The sequence below is a fragment of the Prevotella sp. oral taxon 376 genome, from assembly GCF_003043945.1.
Lineage (GTDB): Bacteria > Bacteroidota > Bacteroidia > Bacteroidales > Bacteroidaceae > Prevotella.
This window is the reverse complement of sequence record NZ_PYXG01000003.1, coordinates 215,291-230,508: the sequence shown is the minus strand read 5'-3', so window position 1 is coordinate 230,508 and position 15,218 is coordinate 215,291. Positions and strand designations below refer to the sequence as shown.

At 47.5% G+C, this 15,218-nt stretch carries 19 protein-coding genes; all 19 read right to left on the bottom strand.

Annotation, left to right across the window (positions count from 1 at the left end):
* Nucleotides 1-17: 17 nt before the first annotated feature.
* The 19 genes from C7120_RS14090 to C7120_RS13200 all read right to left on the bottom strand — a co-directional run bounded on the left by C7120_RS14090 (nucleotide 18) and on the right by C7120_RS13200 (nucleotide 15,217).
* A complete protein-coding gene (locus tag C7120_RS14090; RefSeq protein WP_199220723.1) occupies nucleotides 18-3,986 on the bottom strand; it encodes a 2-oxoacid:ferredoxin oxidoreductase subunit delta in 3,969 nt (1,322 codons plus the stop codon).
* Between the two features lie 5 nt (nucleotides 3,987-3,991).
* The gene (locus C7120_RS13290) at nucleotides 3,992-4,393 is read right to left on the bottom strand and encodes a hypothetical protein (protein WP_107622121.1); all 402 of its coding nucleotides are present in this window, start codon (nucleotides 4,391-4,393) and stop codon (nucleotides 3,992-3,994) included.
* 275 nt (nucleotides 4,394-4,668) lie between these two features.
* Nucleotides 4,669-5,658 (bottom strand): DNA cytosine methyltransferase, encoded by a 990-nt coding sequence (locus C7120_RS13285; RefSeq protein ID WP_107622120.1) that lies wholly within the window; start codon nucleotides 5,656-5,658, stop codon nucleotides 4,669-4,671.
* Between the two features lie 131 nt (nucleotides 5,659-5,789).
* Entirely contained in the window at nucleotides 5,790-6,065 is a 276-nt protein-coding gene (locus tag C7120_RS13280) for a 5-formyltetrahydrofolate cyclo-ligase (RefSeq protein WP_107622119.1), read from the bottom strand.
* On the bottom strand, nucleotides 6,058-6,339 hold the full coding sequence (locus tag C7120_RS13275) for a hypothetical protein (RefSeq protein ID WP_107622118.1): 282 nt from the start codon (nucleotides 6,337-6,339) through the stop codon (nucleotides 6,058-6,060). The genes C7120_RS13280 and C7120_RS13275 overlap by 8 nt, the downstream gene beginning before the upstream one ends.
* Nucleotides 6,336-6,641, bottom strand: a complete 306-nt coding sequence (locus C7120_RS13270; protein WP_107622117.1) for a hypothetical protein — start codon at nucleotides 6,639-6,641, stop codon at nucleotides 6,336-6,338. The genes C7120_RS13275 and C7120_RS13270 overlap by 4 nt, the downstream gene beginning before the upstream one ends.
* A complete protein-coding gene (locus C7120_RS13265) occupies nucleotides 6,638-6,952 on the bottom strand; it encodes a Tat pathway signal protein (RefSeq protein WP_107622116.1) in 315 nt (104 codons plus the stop codon). Before C7120_RS13265 ends, C7120_RS13270 begins: the two co-directional genes overlap by 4 nt.
* A 314-nt stretch (nucleotides 6,953-7,266) precedes the next feature.
* Complete coding sequence (locus C7120_RS13260; protein ID WP_158267378.1) at nucleotides 7,267-7,818, bottom strand: DUF4468 domain-containing protein; 552 nt, start codon at nucleotides 7,816-7,818, stop codon at nucleotides 7,267-7,269.
* 132 nt (nucleotides 7,819-7,950) lie between these two features.
* Entirely contained in the window at nucleotides 7,951-8,358 is a 408-nt protein-coding gene (locus C7120_RS13255) for a HicB family protein (protein ID WP_107622114.1), read from the bottom strand.
* 79 nt (nucleotides 8,359-8,437) lie between these two features.
* Nucleotides 8,438-8,623, bottom strand: a complete 186-nt coding sequence (locus C7120_RS13250) for a type II toxin-antitoxin system HicA family toxin (protein WP_107622113.1) — start codon at nucleotides 8,621-8,623, stop codon at nucleotides 8,438-8,440.
* A gap of 190 nt (nucleotides 8,624-8,813) precedes the next feature.
* Nucleotides 8,814-8,993 carry a ribbon-helix-helix protein, CopG family gene (locus C7120_RS13245; protein WP_107622112.1) on the bottom strand — a complete coding sequence of 60 codons (180 nt, stop codon included), beginning with the start codon at nucleotides 8,991-8,993 and terminating at the stop codon, nucleotides 8,814-8,816.
* Nucleotides 8,983-9,384 carry a DNA breaking-rejoining protein gene (locus C7120_RS14085; protein ID WP_199220720.1) on the bottom strand — a complete coding sequence of 134 codons (402 nt, stop codon included), beginning with the start codon at nucleotides 9,382-9,384 and terminating at the stop codon, nucleotides 8,983-8,985. The genes C7120_RS13245 and C7120_RS14085 overlap by 11 nt, the downstream gene beginning before the upstream one ends.
* Nucleotides 9,381-9,881: a ParB/RepB/Spo0J family partition protein gene (locus C7120_RS13235; protein ID WP_107622111.1), complete on the bottom strand. Its 501-nt coding sequence runs from the start codon at nucleotides 9,879-9,881 to the stop codon at nucleotides 9,381-9,383. Before C7120_RS13235 ends, C7120_RS14085 begins: the two co-directional genes overlap by 4 nt.
* Entirely contained in the window at nucleotides 9,878-11,134 is a 1,257-nt protein-coding gene (locus C7120_RS13230; protein WP_107622110.1) for a DUF3440 domain-containing protein, read from the bottom strand. Before C7120_RS13230 ends, C7120_RS13235 begins: the two co-directional genes overlap by 4 nt.
* A complete protein-coding gene (locus C7120_RS13225; RefSeq protein WP_107622109.1) occupies nucleotides 11,131-11,337 on the bottom strand; it encodes a hypothetical protein in 207 nt (68 codons plus the stop codon). The genes C7120_RS13230 and C7120_RS13225 overlap by 4 nt, the downstream gene beginning before the upstream one ends.
* Entirely contained in the window at nucleotides 11,334-12,533 is a 1,200-nt protein-coding gene (locus tag C7120_RS13220) for a DEAD/DEAH box helicase (protein ID WP_107622108.1), read from the bottom strand. The genes C7120_RS13225 and C7120_RS13220 overlap by 4 nt, the downstream gene beginning before the upstream one ends.
* A 493-nt stretch (nucleotides 12,534-13,026) precedes the next feature.
* Entirely contained in the window at nucleotides 13,027-13,401 is a 375-nt protein-coding gene (locus C7120_RS13210; protein ID WP_107622106.1) for a hypothetical protein, read from the bottom strand.
* On the bottom strand, nucleotides 13,398-14,342 hold the full coding sequence (locus C7120_RS13205) for an amidoligase family protein (protein WP_107622105.1): 945 nt from the start codon (nucleotides 14,340-14,342) through the stop codon (nucleotides 13,398-13,400). The genes C7120_RS13210 and C7120_RS13205 overlap by 4 nt, the downstream gene beginning before the upstream one ends.
* A 218-nt stretch (nucleotides 14,343-14,560) precedes the next feature.
* Nucleotides 14,561-15,217 (bottom strand): DUF6549 family protein, encoded by a 657-nt coding sequence (locus C7120_RS13200; RefSeq protein ID WP_107622104.1) that lies wholly within the window; start codon nucleotides 15,215-15,217, stop codon nucleotides 14,561-14,563.
* Between the last annotated feature and the right edge of the window lies 1 nt (nucleotide 15,218).

Sequence of the window (15,218 nt, the reverse complement as noted above, 5' to 3'; positions counted from 1 at the left end):
GAGTAAAGGTCTTTTTATTAAGTTTTCGATCCGAACTTACGGGAGCGTTCGCGCAGCTGCTGCTTCCGGTCGATTTCGTCGAGGGCGACAGAGGCCGGTATGCCATCGTCGGCAAGACGATCGAGGACGGATGTGAGTCGCTCAATGAGAGTGTCTTTGTAAGATTCCCGTGCCATGGGGCGCACATCATTCACGGACGGGGCAATGCTTCCGCCCGAGGCACGCCCCCCGGCCTGCTGAATGAGGAACTTGCTCATGTCGAGGGTGCGGATGGATCCTGCACGCTGGGCCCGGTCGATGATATCGATGATGGGGGCGATCGTGGGATTTTCCACGGCGGCGTTGGATGCCACCCACTCCCGGCTATGTCCATATCCACCCTCACCGACGATGACGGTTGGCCTATCGACAAAGCCACGCTTGGTCGGGTCGTAGTCTGCATGGAAGCGACGGCCATCCTGCTCGCGCTCGATGTCGATGCTTCCACCTGCCTCCAGACCAGTAGCGACACGAGTGCCGGAGGCGGAAGCCGATCCGCTCGCGCCGCTGAGGGTCATGCGCTTTACCTTCTGGCGTTCAGCATTGGCAGCGGCAAGCTGGGCGGTACCGGTAATACTCATCAGGATGGCAGCCACCGTTCCTGCGATGGGTCCAAGCTCTGAATAGGCTCTCATGATGGAAGTAGCTGTATCGGCAACAATCTGTGCCGCCTTGATGGCGAAGTTTACATCGGCATATTTTTTCTGTATCTTCAGTTTCTCATTGGCCTTCTTCTTCTCCAGCTCCGTAGTGTCCTTGCCGGCGTTCTTTGCAGCTTCTATCTCAGCATCGTACCTGGCTTCGACATTGGCTTCCTCGGCCTGCTGAAGAGCCTGCACGGCATCGCCTGAAAGATTGGAATAATAATCGAACGCCTCCTTCATCTTGGCGATCTTGAGATTTTTAATGGCTTCCTCATATTCCGTTTCGGAGAGTTCCTTATTCCGGAGATGCTGCTTGAGCAGCTCGAGCTCGGCATTGTAGAGCTCCTGCTGCGAGGCGAGCCCATACTGCTGCCGAATCTGTAGGTGATGTTCCTCGGCCTGCTGATCGAGGTTGGCCATGGCCCGGTCATACTGCTGCTTGTCGATGATGCCCTTGTCATAGTCAGCCTTGCGCTTGGCAGCCTGCGCGGCATACTGGTCCTCGAAGGTATCGAGTCCGTATTCCTGCCTTGCCCGGGCCTTCTCCTCTTGCTCTTTGCGCGCGTATTCGGCCTTGATAGCGACCTTGGCCGCCTCGTAAGACTCGGTGAGCTGCTTCTGACGCTCCGCGTCGTCGCCGGCAAGCTGGAGCGAGGCCTGGTAATAGCCGTCGAGAACGAGCAACTTAGCATCACACTCCTGTTGGAGGGTCTGCGGGACAGACGAGGTGCGCATCTGCTGCATCTTGTCCAGGGCGTCATAATACTGCTTCTCGGCGTCGAGGTAAGCGTTGTTGACGGCTTGCTGCTGGGAGGCGACCGCCTTATCCTGCTGTTCCTGAAGCGCCTTCTTTTTGGAGGCGTCCTTCATGACCATGCCCTGCGAGCGTGTCTGATAGGACTCCTCGATTGCCAGCAGGTTGTTCTGATGCCGGATGTTGAGCGCGGAGAGATAGGCATTGTACTGTTCCTGCGTGAGACGCTTTTCAGTCAAGGCTTTCTGAAGCGCGTTGACATCTTCCTGATAAGCCCGCTTGGCTTCATCAAGATCCTGAGACCGATCGTGGGAGAAGTCTTTGGCGGCGAGCTGAGCTGGATTCGACTTCTTCTTCTCTTTACCGGTTCCCGATTTGTATTCCAGTCTGGCTTTTCTTTTTTCCAAAGCCGCAATCTGATTGTCAAGGTTCTTCAATCCTTTCGTATCGCCTACCTTGATAGAAAGCCGTTTAGACTGTAGCTCGTCTATTTTCTTTTTGATCCGGTCCAACTCAGCCCCGACTGTTCCTGTAGCTTTGCTCTCTCCTTGAGTCTGACGGACAGCATCCTGCTTGAGATCTTGACCGAAACTATCTATGAACGCTTTTTTATCTTCTTCAGATCGCTTGTATTCTGCTTGTGCGCTTCCCGCTTTTTTGCGAGCCCTGTCGACAAGGTCTTGTTTGGTGTTGCCCGTTGTTCCCCATGAAGTCGTGTAGGTGTATCCCCCATTGGCCCCTTCAGTGTCCGCCAGAGCCTTATTGGCCTTCTCCATTTCCTTTTTTGCCAGCCATGCGGCCTTGGTGAGCTTTGCTAACTCTTCTTTGGCCGCCTCTATCTCATACTTGCGTACGAGGGATGAGAGATAGGCGTCGAGCGCTTTCTTGTTTTCCTTGTATTTTCCTGTAGTCTCGTCAAGCTGTGCGTTGTAATTAGGTATAATGCGATTGAGCTCGGCGACGGCCTTCCGGCGTTCGTTCATAGACATATTTTCGTCACGCGCAGCGGCTACGAGTAAATCGATCTTCGACTTTTCTTCTGCCGCTCGTGAGATCGCCTCCTTTTTTACATCAGCGAGTCTTTTTTGTGCTCTCGCAGCTGCGTCAGTGCGTTTGCCGAACATGAGCAATGCGCCTATGACAAGCGTGATGCCGCCGAACACCAATCCCCACGGAGACAGCTTGAGCACGGTATTGAAAGCCTTTTGCAACGCAATTGACTTAGTCATCGTCTTGTTGAGAACAGCATGGCGGAGAACGGAGAGCTCAAGCATGGTATTCTCCACCGCCATGGCTGCAGCTTTTAATTTGCTCACGGCGACGGCACGGAGGCTCCATAGATGTGCCAGCTTCTGCGTTGAGATATAAGCGGTATAAGTGGCAATAAGCAATGCCACCACCTTTCCCAAAGCAAGTAGCGTATCACGATGCTCAACCAGATATTTGATGGTTTTTATAAGGGTAAGCTGTATTTGCCCATAAACATCCGCAAAATTTTCTTTCAGCGGCAGCAATACATCACCGAGGTCTTTCTGCGCATTCTCCAAGGCGACAGTGCGCTGTTCCGCACGGTCGGCCGCGGAGATATAGGTCTCGCCTGCGGCAGCAAGTTGTTTTTCGACAATAGATGCCACTCCCTTCATGAAATCTCCGGTCTTTTTGGTCTGCTCGCCTATTTCTGCGGCAGAGAGACCGAGATTGTCAAGAATCATCGGAGACTTGCGTCCTAAACCGGTAACGATGGAGTCGACCATGTAATCGAGCGACTGCCCTGTCTGCTGTGCCTTTAGTTGTGCGAAGGAGAGATACTTGCCGAGGTCTTCGAGTGGTATACGGAAGTCTTTGGCCTTTACGGCAGCCTTCATCAGCTCAATGTCTGATACTGTTTCTTTTGTGGCAGTACGGAGTGTCTGGAGATAATCCCGAGTAGCAATCTTGTCAAAAGCATGGGTAATGCCGTCGGCAGACTCGGCCAACTCGACGCTCTTGGAGATGGTATCGGACAATGTTCCGGCAAGCGACTTAAGCCATCCGACAGCTGTCTCTATACCCTTTATGGTAAGCTGGCCGAGGAAGAAGTTGTTGTATTCGTCCGAGCTGGCAAGTTCCTTGAAGTTCTTGGCATTCTGCTTCAATTCTGCCATCCGTGCATTGACTGTCTGAAGGCGGCTTTCAAGGTCGGCATATTGCTTAGGATTGAGTGCTTGTGACACATTGTCAAGCTCCTTTTGTAAGGACTTTGACTGTTTCCTAAGTTGCGACATGGTCATCGCATTGGTGTCAAGGGACTTTGTCTGCTCCTGAATTTGGGAAGTAAGTTCCTTTATCTGCTTGCCCGTATCCTTGTAACTGGCTGCAAGTTTTTTATATTGCTCTGTTTCTTTTTTGCCTGAAGCCTCCAGTTTTATCATCTGCTGAAGACGCTGCTTGTTCTCATTTCGGAGAGAAGCCGACTGTATCTCCAGCTTGTGGATTGCCTGTTGTGCCTTTGCCGTCTTGACATCGACAACATACTCTATTTCGTCTTGTGAGAGATGTTTGCTTGACATAACTATTATGGATTAACTGCTTTTTCAAGTTGATTGTGGATGGCTTGTCTAACTTCATCGGTAAACCCGTAACGGAGTTGGGGGAATGTCTCATGATAGAGGACACCCCAGACAACACGGTTGTAAAGTGCGAGGTTACGGCGTTTGAATTTGGCGACCCTGTCATTCCGCTGTCGGTAAGCCATATCCAAAAAGCGGAGATACGGGAGTATCTTGACAAAGATGGTTTGCGATTCGCCGGTAATCTGGCTGTTGAAAGAATGCTTGGATAGGGAGGTCTGCAACCGTCCTGTCCGTAGTTGGTAATTGCTACGGACTACGGATTCCTGCGTGGCATAGATTTTTGAGATGCCTTTTTGAAGGGCATCATGGACGAACTTCTTACGAATGAGACTGTCTGTTACCATACTTGCTTTTTATGCTGCAAATATAGTAACAGACAGTTATAGGAGAAAGGACAGAGAATATCCTATTTAACGAGATGCCTGTATAATGGAATGCCTATTATAGGTGTGAGAAAGCCACATAACCCAATATAGAACAACTTTACAGACCACGGCTCGCCATGTGTGAAAAACGGCATCAAGGCAAGCGTTATCAAAAGAAAAATTGCTTCTAAAAGTACCATAATCCTAATATTAATTCCAATGCAAATATAACACTTATAGTTGAAAGTTGCAAGTCATTCCTCGAGTATTTCTGTTTCTATGGCCCGGAACAGTTCAAGCACGACTTGTGGGACCATAGAATTGCCGAGAGCTTTTATGGATTCCTGTCTCCATTGGGTGAAAGGAATGGCAAGATGAGATACATCAAAGGGTAGCCCATCATTTCCTCTACAAACAAGGGAGACAGTTGGGAAGTCCCTCCACCAACCTTGTGGGCAATCTGCTCCGCCAAGTTGCTCTGATCCGCTTTCGGTTTCTTGTGTGCTTTCAGGTTGTCCATCGGCATCATGGCTCGCATACCGTCGCTCGCGCATGGTGTCAGCAACCAGTCGCATCTGCGGAATGTTTCGGGCAATCCTTTCTGCTTGGAGTTCTTTCCTCGTTTCTTGAAGTCCTGAGCGCATGGAGTTGGCAAGATATATGGGAACATTCCTTCGGGCGATGAACCATACTCTGTCTCGTTGGTGTGGCGCACCGACGGAACAAGCCGGAATAACAAACGGTTGGACGGTGTATCCTTCACGCTCAAGGTCTGTACAGACGGTTTCGACAACGAACTGTTGCTCTTTTCGGTATATGTCGTCGCCTTCACCGAATAGAGAGGTTGTGCATCCCACCTTAACCGCCTCGCAGGGCTGTACCATCGAGAGGATGCCAGCAACATTTTCACCAATGACGAAAGAGGGCTGTATCTGCCTGATTGCTCGTAGCATCTCCGGCCAGAGGTAACGGTCATCATTCGCTCCAAGTCGTTGTCCTGCCGAACTGAAAGGCTGACAGGGGAAACCGCCTGTGAGTACATCGATTTTTCCTTGCCATTTGGAGAAGTCTGCCTGCTTGATGTTTTCATAACCGATTGAATTAGGATACCAATAATTGAGAATTGTGTTGCAGAACTCGCTGATTTCGCAGTGAAAAACATTTTGCCACCCCATCCAAAAAGCTGCGAGTTCGGGTGCGCCAATACCGCTGAAAAGCGAGGCGTGTCTGATAATTTGTTTCATTCATTTTCTTGTTTGTTTGTCAATGGCAAAATTATAGACTTCTGTTCTGTTTGTAAAGGACACCTCGTCTCCCGACGAAGTGCCCCGACAAACAAACATCCAAATGAATGGATGCTTTGACAAAAAGAAAATTATCGTTCACGGAACATCCATTTGAACGACAGTCCCTGGGAACCGGGACGATTGCAGAAATCGAAACCGGCCTGTCGGAGTGCCTCGAACACTTGGATAGGGCTGACTTTGGCGGAAGAGTCTATCTCCTTGATGGCCTGCACCACTTCTTCTGTGGAGAAGAAGTGGGTGGCCTCTGCCGGAGTTGACGCCGGGCGATAGGTCATTTGCAGGGCAGCCACATAGACGCTGATGTCGGTGATGGGCTGCTCTTGTGGTTCTTTCTTTTTACTCATTGTCTAACATATTTAAGGTTTGACGATCGTCGGCTTCGCCTGACGGGTCGACCGAGGTGAGAAATGTGCCGAAGTCCTTACGCAGGGAGCGCAGGGTGTCGAGGAAGGTTAGGGCTGCCTCAGGCTTGATGGCATGGGCATCCCGCCACTGGTCGAGCAGGAAGTCCTCAATGGCCTGAAGACGCTCGGTGCGCTCGTAGATATAACCTGGGTCGAGCATTGCTTCGAGGGTTTCGGTGGCTTGCTCGTTAAGATGAATGAGAGTGGTTTTCATTTTTTGCCTCCTTTCTTTGCCAATAAAGATTGAAGTTCTGCCAATGTGTTGACAAATCCTTCAAGAGTCTGCAACTTGTCTTCCCACTTATCCATCAGCGTACATTGCCGTGATGTTGCATCCCCGAACTCGTGAATATCCTTGTAATGCCCATACATATACGACGCTTTATCGGCCTCTCGTTGTACTTTTATTCGTATGGACTTCAGCAATTTTGGAAATAAAACAAAATCTTCAAATGGAATGAAAAGTCCGGTCTTAGCCTTGAAGCCATAGACGGAAGTGTCTTGTATAATTTTCATGCATTGCCTCCTTTCTGCTCTTTATCAGTCTTGTTAACACGATAGACCAGCCAGGCGGCGCAGAGGGCCGAAACCACGGCAGCGACCGGCTGCTGCTCGATAGCGACAGCTGCGACTATCAGGCACAAAGATAGGAGATTGATACGGATTGCCAAAAGACGGGTTACCGGGAACTCGCAGATTTGGGTGTAGAACTTGCTGGGCGTTGAGAGCCAGAGGTTGATGGACTTGATTTTGCGCTGTATCGTAGCACGAACGTCGATAGGCTGCTGCACTTGGGCAGAAGGCTCGAAATGAATTGTTTGTTGCATATTGCACGATGTTTAGCATTGCCCGGATCCGCCGGGTGCGGAGACAGGAAAAGCGGATGCTCTTCCTGTCGCTAAACATCGTGTCTTACACCAACAAGGGCTAATTCACATGGAAGGCATCCGCCATATCTTCATTGCAGCAAAGCTGCAATATGGGCATAAAAATAAGCCCATCGAAATCTAATAAGTTCGGGGCTTGATGTTACTCTCGCCCTTGATTGTGTATTACTACACGACATTTAGCGGTTACAAAGATAGAAATAATCCCCGAAACCTGCAAGGATTTCGGGGATTATTTTTGCGTAGCGTAAAAATTACCATTCGTCTTTGGTTTCATCTCGCTTATCAATGAACTCTTCAAGACTTTTGCTGAGTTCATTGAATTGCTTTTCACAGAGTGGCACACCATTTTTGAAATAATACTTGTAACTTGCCTTTCTGTTCATTCCCTCAATACCTATGTCTTTAAGATCTTTTGGGAGTGAGTCAACAAGTACACCCATGTGGTTATTATATTTTGCTTCATGGGAAGGGTCATGGCGAAAGTCACTCATCGTGAACTTCAGCCGACCATCTTTGAACTGTATATCTATAAGGTAGCCGATGTATCCCTGAATACTTGAATACATCATATTGGTGGAAAATACCAACTTACCTTTTCCCGTAAGTTCTTTGCCTGGGGTTGCATCTCTCATTACGGCTTTAGAGTCAACATAGGTCCTTGCAAACCAGTTCTTGGATGCCTCATACAATTGTTGGGCTGTCATACCCTCCTTTTGAATAACCTTAGTGTAGCTGAGAGGTTTCTGTGCGCTGCAAGTAAAAGCAACGAATGCTGTTAACAGCAATAGTCTTAATTTTTTCATATATACTATGTTTTTAGTTAATATTGCCACAAAGATACAAAAAATATAATAAGAGTACGAAAAGGTTAGAATAAAAAACCTCTTGGTGGACATACCAAGAGGTTTGAGTGTTCATTTAAAAGCGGCAAGGTCTTAGAATCTTACAAGACTCAACCTGTTTATAATATCATCGAACTTATGCTGAATTAAGTCTTTCTGCTTTGAACTTGCTTTTGCCAATCCACTTTTGTACTTACGCATCAATGAGGGATTAATGCCAATACTTTTGGCGAGTTCTGAAACATTGATAAACGGAAAGGCAAGGAAGAATGCGGACATATCGTAATGATACTCTATTTCGACTCCACCAGCGCTGTACCATGCAGGATATTCTCCTGTTCTTTCCTTCATATACTCAGCCTGTTCCTGAACGAAATTGCTGAATTCGTCTTTTGCCTCTTGTTCCGTCATTCCGCTTGCAAAGAGCGGAAAGTCATTGGCTGCATAGATGCTATAACCGCCATCTTCACCTTTTTCGATAATCGCAACAATTTTCTTCATATCTTTCTGTTTTAACTGTTATCAAAATGTTCACTTAAAACCCACTCCCGAAGGAGTGGGAAGCTTTCTTAGAAGCTCTTTAATCTTTCAATCCTGCAGCTTTCAGCATTGCATTCAGAGTTCCTCTCGGAATTTCCTGTGTCTTATGCCGGCCTACCGGAATTGAGTAAGGGAAGTCAGGATGCACATATTTGTAGTGCCTTGTTCCTCCCTTGATTGTCCAGCCATGCTGTTCAATCAACTTGTAAAATTCAGAATACTTCATAGACCGCTTGTTTTAAATGAACAATGCAAAGGTAACAATTCCGTTCCAAATCTCCAAATATTTTTAGAACAAAATTGTTCCATTGCCTATTTTTTAACATTTGAAAGGCCGTAATAGCATAGGAACCGCCACGGCTATAAATATCAAAGGTCCTTTTGTGCGGCAAGCTCAAGTGTCTCCGCAAAAGAAATCAACGAAGATGAAAACTGTTGATAACCACCTCGAGCATGTCTGAAATCGAAACGCCTCTTTTTGCCGCCAATAGGCTTAACCGTTCTTTTGCCTGCTCGCTTACACGTGAGCAGAGCGGAACTTTGCCCAGACATTTGCGACCGGAATTAGGGCGTGCACCACCTCTATTATCGTTCATAATTATTCCTTTTTATTAAAAATTCCGCAGCCTTGCGCAATGAAGATGCAAGGCGGTGAAGTTCAACTTCACCTTCTTGTATCTCCATACGCCATCGTGGAGACTTGCGTCGGTAGAAATAGCGTCTCGTATCATCTTCACTGAATTCGAATCCGTAAGGCTGGCGGAAACACTTGCTTCCATGGTGGCGTGCCACCCAGTCGCACATCTCCCTTACCGTCTGGATTATGACTTCGTTTGTCATTTCACGAGACGCGTCTTTCGGCAAATCTATGTGCATAGTCTCGTCATATCGACCATCCTCAAAGGTAATGACCACACCTTTTTCCGTATCGGTCAGCACCCAGCTATTTGTCTGGGTGCTGCTCTTTTCTATAATATACCTATTCATAGTTCCTTACATTCAGAATATTCCCTGTCTTCAAACATTGCAGCGAGACCGGACAGCTGCTTGTAGCGCAAGAGTTCGTCGGCATCCATACCGATTTCTTTCATTATCCAGGCGTCGCTCATCCCTGCCTTTTTCAGTTCGCCGACAATATTCATCATCAGCTCAATTGAGTGGCTTCCCCTCGCACGATTATGGCGGATGGTTGACGCCATACGGTTGCTTATATCTTTATCGATAACAACAACCGGCAACTTGCCTCCTTCACGCTCATAGATATCCTTGTGCGTAAGCATAACCGTATAACGATGATAACCGTCTACGATTTCATATTTCCCATCGGGCAATTCATAGCAGACGATGGGCATCGTGTACCCATCCTCCTTGATGCTTTCGTACAACAGCTTCATTTCTGGTGGAGCCACATTGTTGGGGTTATAACTGTTGGCCTGTATCTTTTCAACAGGCACAGCTTTTACATTATACACAGGAGATTTCATAAGTCCTTATATTTATTTTTTATTGCTTCTCTTCGGTCCATTTCATCCTTTGTGAGCGAGAATCCCATGTACTTACAAAGGTGGTCGTTTTTGATGATACAGATGCACATTCGCTTATAGGTTGGTATGTCCTTGAAGTTCTTGCCGGCATAGTCTTCCTGGTACTCCATCCGGACAGGCTTCTTCGTTGTCTTATAGTTCGTTGTGTCTCCGACTTCTATCTTGACGCCAGCTTGTTTAAGTCTGCCGATCGTATCTTCATCAAGGCATCCACCTCGCTCCTTCCAGAACCTGACACTCGTAGCGAGTTTGTCAAGGTAATTCTGCTTTGTCGCTTCCGGCAAGGTATCGAGCAGGAAGTACATGTATTGTTCCCATGTAAAATGTTTCGGCTTGGTGATTCTCTGCCAACCCATAGCAGTAGTGCCACCATATAAGCCTGCGAAGTTCACGCCATTGACACGACCGACCAGCCGGCCCCATGTATCAGGTTCTATTACCTGATAAAGGTGTATAGCCTCCATGCCTTCACTCAAGAAAGGAGAGGCTACACGCTGCTTGTGAAGAGGGACGCCTGCATAAAAGAAAAGGTCATATAACTTGTTATAATCCCAGTAATTCTTTGCAAATGCCGTCCATACATCCTCGACAGTCCAGTCATGTATCGGGTAAGCAGTAACGCATTTCTTTGCCGTATTCGTCCAGGAATATCCTTCCCATGTTTTATAGTTTCGGTCGCTGTGCACGGCGCGCCACCGGTTAAGACTTTCGCCGGTTCTTATGCCAATCAGGCAGCATACGCTGTCGTACTTAGATGCCAGCCATTCGCCAAACTCGTCTTGGAAGTCATAGTCCCATAGCTTTTCAGAGAAAAACGGAAAGTCTTTCTCTGTCAATGCATTGACAGGCTGGTTCTTTACCCATAGGTCTTTTTTGCTTTGCTCGTATGGTCGCCAGTATGACTGGAACATGCTCGTACTGGTAGTTACCTTGAATGGAACACAGACATGATAGATGTCAGCCTTGTCCCTGAACCTGTCAAGTGTCCGTTCCACATATTCGGTAGTCATAACATACTGAGCTTCATAGTCCATGTGAAATATTCCAAATCGAACTCTCCTCTCCTCTGCTATTTGGGCACACAGTTCAAGCAGAACTCCGCTATCCTTACCACCACTGAACGATACATATACATATTCGAATCTGTCAAATATGATGTTCAGTCGTGCCTTTGCTGCTTCATATACATTCATACCATTCTTAAATCATTTTCAGAGTCCTTGTCAATGTAAAACTTACCGTTGATGGTATAACAGCAAACTCTCCGATTCTCTATTAACCCAACGATTGGGAAAGACGCATTCTCCCGGTCAAAAGCAAGTAGCCGGACGGATTTTCCATCTTTGGTGCAAACCTTTGCCCCATTTTTGGCCAACTTTAAATTAAATTCTTTCATAACTCAGACTTTATTTCTTTAATAGATTTTTTCTTAAAATATTCAGTCATAGAAATCTTCTTCTCGATATTGGTATCTATCATACACTCCAGACCGACATCTCCTGTCAAATCGTAGTATACACAGTCTGACTCCTGCCCCGTACGATATGTGCGGCGTGTTGCCTGCATACGCAAGGCATAGTCCCAGATCTTATCAAAAAAGATCATATACTTGTAGTGCTGCAGGTTAAGCCCGAGCGCTTCCTTCTGATATGAAAGAACCTTTGCTTTCCTGTACCTTGACGCACATTCGTTACGACTGTCCACATACTTGCAAAAGATAATCGTCTCCCTTTGCGGTATCCGGGTGAACAAATCATCTATCTTGACAAACTTGTCTGGAGTGCAACAATATGCGTGCTGCATCTTCTGGGTCATTTCGAGGAATATATTATTGTTTCTGTATTCCATCATTTCGTTGTCAAGGAAATATTCTTTTATCTCCGTATATACATTTTTCTCTTCAACTCCTATCCTATATTCAACCGTATTATAAAGCTGTGAGACATTCAGTTTCAGATCACATTTATAGACATAATGTTCAATGAGACTATGCAGATAGTCAATATTCTCATAGCCATTTATGATCTCACGCGTAAAGCTCTTCCAGCCACATCTCTTCGTGATGGTCGTATAATCGCAAAATGTATTCTTGAAGCAGCTATAACTCATATTGAGGATGCGATGATCCAGAAACTCCATTTGTGACCACAGGTCAAGTAAATTTTTACTTAACGGAGTACCATTAAGAATCAGCTTGTAATCAGCTAATTTTGAAAGGAAAAGAAGCCTCTTTGTTCTCTTCGCTTCCATGTTTTTTATCTTAATGCTTTCATCCATCACTATAAACGGTTTCTTACTTTCGTTTATCAGGTTATATACTTGCATATAGATTCTGTCGGACATACCGATACTTTCCACGCCAAAGTAATATATCCTACTTTTCATCCCTCCCCATTTATTGATCTCCGTATTCAGATTCCTGATGGTTCTCAACGGTGCTATCCATATAACAGAATCACATGGAGAGGCATTGACAATCTCCATGGCGACACGGGTTTTCCCCGTGCCAGCATCCATGAAGATAGCTCCAACTTTCCATTTTAGCAGGTGTCGGATACAACCGACCTGGCTGTTTAACAAGGTGGCTGTCATCTTGCCAACGAGTCAATGGAGTTGTCTGATACAGGAGCAACCAAAGACGGCTTATGACGGACACGACTATAAGTTGGGAGCTGTTTATCGTTCTCGTCAAACCAGGCTTGCTTCTTGGAACTATATTGTAGTTTCTTTTTAGGTAGGATCCATGCTGCTATCCAATACGCATCGCTTTTCTGGACTTCATGATCCTGTCCAAATACACAAGATTTGGGTAGTATGTCTTCGCTACCATCGTACGAACGAGCCTTGCAGGCTTTGTCGGAAATAGACACAAGGCTTTCCAACCTTACTGAGAAACATAAAGTTCTCCTAAAACATTTCATGATTTGTTACAGTTTTTACGGTGTGTCTCACCTTCTTTAATTATTACATTGCAAAGATACGACTTTTATTTGAAATACGCAAGCGTTTTTCAAAATATTTTTTATAAAAAATAGCCGTAACTGCTAAAAAACTGCTACGGCTACAAAGAACGAGCATCGTATATTTATTCTTCGGAGACGAAACCGTGGCGGAGGAGGTCAGCAAGGAAAGCCTCGGGGCTTTCGGTGCTGACGAGATAACCTTCAAGTTCCTGCAAACGATGGGCAAAGCGGTGCATATACTCGATATCCGTGCCTTCGCTGTCGAAACGGCTGCCCATGCGAAGCTGGTGGAGAAAGTCAGCGGGGGAGGTGGCGACCACCCGATGCCCATCCCCCATGATTTTATAAATTTTGAAGGGTGGGCGTAGTTGATGTTCTCCAGGAATTTCCACACTTCGCCTTTGGGAGATCTCCATAATTCGGTCGAAAAAGCACTCGGGGGAGACGCCCTCTTCTTTCCGGGCGTCTCCTTTTAAATTCATTTTTATTCTTCTCATACTGCTAATTTTTTGGTTCTCAATCTGAAGTAAAGCTTTTCGCTTTCGGTAAGGAAAGGGATGTCCTGAAGGGTTGTGCCCGTCCGCACTGCACCCTGCTGTGCAAAGATAATCATTTTTGCGAGAAAATGAATCCAAGCAGACATTTTTGTGAAGTTTGTCGAACCTCCGTGCTGGCGGAACTCCACCGTGCGATGGCGTGCGTAGGCTTCGAGGTTGACCTTGTGGTAGCGGTTGTTGTCGAACGCAGCCCGAAGCTGGCCGATGTTGTTGGCGCAGTTGATGGTAGCCTCGGTAACGGCGGTGAGCCCCTTGCAATACCGGTTGTTGCGTCGGCTGCGTGGCATAAAGTGGTCGATGACTCCCTCGAGGCGTTTATAGGTAAGGATAAGGTTCTTCCAGGTGGCAAGGTCGAACTCGGCAGCGTCCATGTGGACATGAAGCCCGCAGGAGTCGTTCACCTTGGCATCGCAGAAGTCGAGCACCCAGCACACCTTTTCGAGTTCCTCAAGCCCCTGCTCGCCGTGGAGGATGGGGCTTACCAGCTCGAAAGTGTTATTGCCGCAAAGGCTTGCGTCCGTTACCAGTTTCCAGTGGTCGGTGTGGTCGGTGTGGTTGTAGCCTTCCACCTGTACGCTGATTCCGGCGGCGGTAAGTTCCCGTGCGAGGCGTTCGCGGGTGCAGTTGCAGGCTTCAATCTCCACCCCGAAATTGCGATTGAAGGTGTAATCGATGGACGGGGCGATGGTGGCGGCGGCCTGTGCTGCGGTGTCAGCAACACCCTGCATCATGCGCTTGTAAATGTTCTGTACGAATCCGTAGTTCCCGTTTGCCACGAGGTCGGCAACCTGCCGGCGTGTCAGCCCGAAGGCGAGAAGTTTCCGGATCTTGCAGGTCTTGGTTCCGTTCTCATTGAGAATGCTTTGAATTTGCTCGTTCATAATCTTATTTTTTTTGATTTTTCTTGTTTTCTATTGTACTGCTAAGATAACACTATCCGTGCGGACACGCAAGTAATATCGCATTTATAATCAGGCATTTAGCATAGTTTATCTTCCGCTAAAACATGATAAAAAAAGAGCCGTCGCAATCGCTGCGACGGCTCCCGACATAAACCTAAACAACTTGTGAACCAATAACTAAAAACCAATGAAAACAATCATTTTATCAACCTGTAATATCTTGCGTATGTGAGCCGGGTGTGGGGATTTCGGCTGATGATGTCCATGCGCACCTCGCGGCAGCCAAAGCGGAAGAACAAGAACCGCTTGGGGACACGGTGGACGATGATGTCGAGTGTGTCGGTGGCTGACACTGTGCCACGGAAGACGGAATCGGACACGCAACCCGAGAGGGACAACCATGGGTCGTGCCAGGAAAAGCAACGGGTGGACGGGTGGACGGGCGGACGGGTTGCCTGACTGTCAACCGGTTCACTCGTCAACTCGTCGGCCTGTACACTCGTCAGCGGTGCCTCAATGTCGGCGCGGGTGGAAGTGGCAGCGGTAGCAGCTCCCGAGATACGAGAGGGCTTGATATCCACCTGCCGGCTTACTTTGGCAAGGGTATCACCACTTTTCCGGAACTCCTCCGGGCGGAGGGTGATTGCCGGCGTGGAAGCATGACTTCGGCCGGCGTTGGTCTGGGTAATCTCTACCACGCCGTTATGGAGAAGCAGGTTCTGGTTCTCGCGCAGGCGGTCGCGGTCGGCTTTCATGTCGCAGTAGGCCCGGAAGGCAAGAACGGCAAGCCCCGCGAAGACGAGCATGAGAATGGTGGCGAGGACACTCCCACTGATTTTGATTTTAGGGAACATA